Below are 2,832 nucleotides of genomic sequence, written 5' to 3'. Positions count from 1 at the left end.
ACAGGAACTGCTGGATGCGGCGAGCACGCGAAACCGTGATCTTGTCCTCTTCCGAGAGCTCGTCGACACCGAGAATCGCGATGATCTCCTGGAGTTCCTTGTTCTTCTGCAGGATTTGCTTCACGCTGGTGGCGACGCGGTAGTGGTCCTCGCCGATGTAGCGCGGGTCGAGAATACGGCTCGTGGAGGCGAGCGGGTCAACAGCTGGGTACAGACCCTGTGAAGCGATCTCGCGGCTCAGCTCGGTCGTCGCGTCAAGGTGTGCGAACGTCGTCGCCGGAGCCGGGTCGGTGTAGTCATCGGCCGGCACGTAGATCGCCTGCAGCGAGGTGATGGAGTGGCCGCGAGTCGAAGTGATGCGCTCCTGCAGGATTCCCATCTCGTCGGCGAGGTTCGGCTGGTAGCCGACTGCGGAGGGCATGCGGCCCAACAGCGTCGAGACCTCGGAGCCCGCCTGCGTGAAGCGGAAGATGTTGTCGATGAAGAGCAGGACGTCCTGCTTCTGCACGTCGCGGAAGTACTCGGCCATCGTGAGCGCCGAGAGCGCAACGCGAAGACGCGTGCCGGGGGGCTCATCCATCTGGCCGAAGACCAGCGCGGTCTTGTCGAAGACGCCGGCCTCCTCCATCTCGTGAATCAGGTCGTTGCCCTCACGGGTACGCTCACCGACACCCGCGAAGACGGAGACACCGCCGTGGTCCTGAGCGACTCGCTGAATCATCTCCTGGATCAAGACGGTCTTGCCGACACCGGCACCGCCGAAGAGGCCGATCTTGCCGCCCTGCACGTACGGCGTCAGGAGGTCGATGACCTTGATACCGGTTTCGAACATCTGCGTCTTCGACTCGAGCTGGTCGAAAGCAGGAGCCTTGCGGTGAATGGGCCAGCGCTCGGTCACCTCGAGCTGCTCATCGGTGTTGAGCACCTCACCCGTGACGTTGAACACTTTGCCCTTGGTGACGTCGCCGACGGGCACGGAGATCGCCTCACCCGAGTCGCGCACCTCCTGGCCACGGACCAGGCCGTCGGTCGGCTTCAGCGCGATGGCGCGAACGACGTCATCACCGAGGTGCTGAGCGACCTCGAGCACGAGGCGCGAAGGCTCCTGGCCCTCGCCGAAGCTGACGGTGGTTTCGAGTGCGTTGTAGACCGCCGGGATCTGGTCGTGCGGGAACTCGATGTCGACGACCGGGCCGGTGACGCGCGCGACGCGACCGACACCCGGGGTCTGGGTTTCGACGTTGGTCGTCTCTGTGATGGTCATTAGTGTCTTGCCTTTCTGCGGCGGTTACGAGGCCAGGGCGTCCGCGCCGCCCACAATCTCGCTGATCTGCTGGGTGATCTCCGCCTGACGTGCGTTGTTGCGCAGGCGGGTGTAATCCGTGATGAGCTTGTCCGCGTTGTCGCTGGCCGACTTCATCGCCTTCTGCGTCGCGGCCTGCTTCGAGGCCGCGGACTGCAGCAGCGCGTTCAGAATGCGGCTTTCGACGTAGACGGGAAGCAGCGCGTCGAGCACGTTCTGCGGTTCCGGCTCGAATTCGTAGAGCGGCAGCGTTTCGTTCGCGATCCGGCTCTTCTCCGGCTCGACGACCTCGAGCGGCAGCAAACGGATAGTGCTCGGCTCTTGCGTCATCATGCTCACGAAACGGTTGTAGAGCACGTGGATTTCGTCAACGCCGCCCTCTTCGCCGCCGGTCATGTACGACTCGACGACCGCTTCCGAGATCTCGCGCGCCAACTTCGCGGTCGGCACGTCCGTTTCTCCCTGCCATTCGCGAATAAACGGGCGTCGGCGGAAGTCGAAGTACTGCACGGCTTTGCGGCCGACGAGGTAGTGATCGACTTCCTTGCCCTCGTTCTCGAGACGGGTCTTGAGTTCGGTGGCCTCGCGCATAATCTGCGCGTTGAAAGCACCCGCAAGACCGCGGTCCGAGGACAACACGACGATCGCGCTGCGACGAATCGTGTCCCGCTCGGTCGTGAGCACGTGGCCCTCGTCGCTGTGCGCCGCAACACCGCTCACGGCACGCGTAATCGCGCGCGCATACGGCGACGACGCTTTGACTCGAGCGAGCGCTTTCTGGATGCGCGAAGCAGCGATGAGTTCCATCGCCTTCGTAATCTTCTTGGTCGTCTGCGCAGAACGAATCTTCTGCGTGTAGACCCTGAGCTTCGCTCCCATGGTTTATCGAGCGCCCTTGACGATCTGTTCCTGGTTGACGTCCTCGAACGGCTGTTCGTCATCAGACTCGCTGCCAACGGGTGCCGGATCGCTCGTCTTGAAGCCCTTCGTGAACTCGTCCACCTGAGTCTCCATCTCGGCGAGGATCTCGTCGTTCAGAGCGTTGGTCTCCTTGAGCGTCGACAGGATGTCGGTGTTCATACGGAGGTACTCGAGCAGCTCGGCCTCGAAGCGCAGCACGTCGTCGACGGGGACGGTGTCGAGCTTGCCGTTCGTGCCGGCCCAAATCGAAACGACCTGCTCCTCGACGGGATACGGCGAGTACTGCGGCTGCTTCAGCAGCTCGGTGAGGCGAGCACCACGCTCGAGCTGTCGGCGGCTGGCCGCGTCGAGGTCGGATGCGAACATCGCGAATGCCTCGAGCGCACGGTACTGCGCGAGCTCGAGCTTCAGGGTTCCAGAAACCTTCTTGATCGACTTCACCTGGGCGTCGCCACCGACACGGGATACCGAGATACCCACGTCGACCGCGGGACGCTGGTTCGCGTTGAAGAGGTCGGACTGCAGGAAGATCTGACCGTCGGTGATCGAGATCACGTTGGTCGGGATGTACGCCGAGACGTCGTTGGCCTTGGTCTCGATGATCGGCA

The 2,832-nt window shown here is 63.0% G+C and carries 2 protein-coding genes and 1 pseudogene; all 3 read right to left on the bottom strand.

What is annotated here, in order from left to right; all coding sequences use genetic code 11:
• The coding region (atpD, locus tag Q0O95_RS13935) for a F0F1 ATP synthase subunit beta (RefSeq protein WP_293699930.1) at positions 1-1,264 on the bottom strand (1,264 nt) is incomplete at its 3' end.
• A gap of 24 nt (positions 1,265-1,288) precedes the next feature.
• Positions 1,289-2,182 carry a F0F1 ATP synthase subunit gamma gene (locus tag Q0O95_RS13930; protein WP_293699927.1) on the bottom strand — a complete coding sequence of 298 codons (894 nt, stop codon included), beginning with the start codon at positions 2,180-2,182 and terminating at the stop codon, positions 1,289-1,291.
• Positions 2,183-2,185: 3 nt separating this feature from the next.
• Positions 2,186-2,832 (bottom strand): annotated as a pseudogene (locus tag Q0O95_RS13925) (F0F1 ATP synthase subunit alpha); the annotation flags it as partial.

This window comes from uncultured Agrococcus sp., assembly GCF_945915485.1.
GTDB lineage: Bacteria > Actinomycetota > Actinomycetes > Actinomycetales > Microbacteriaceae > Agrococcus.
This window is presented reverse-complemented; position numbering and strand designations above follow the sequence as displayed.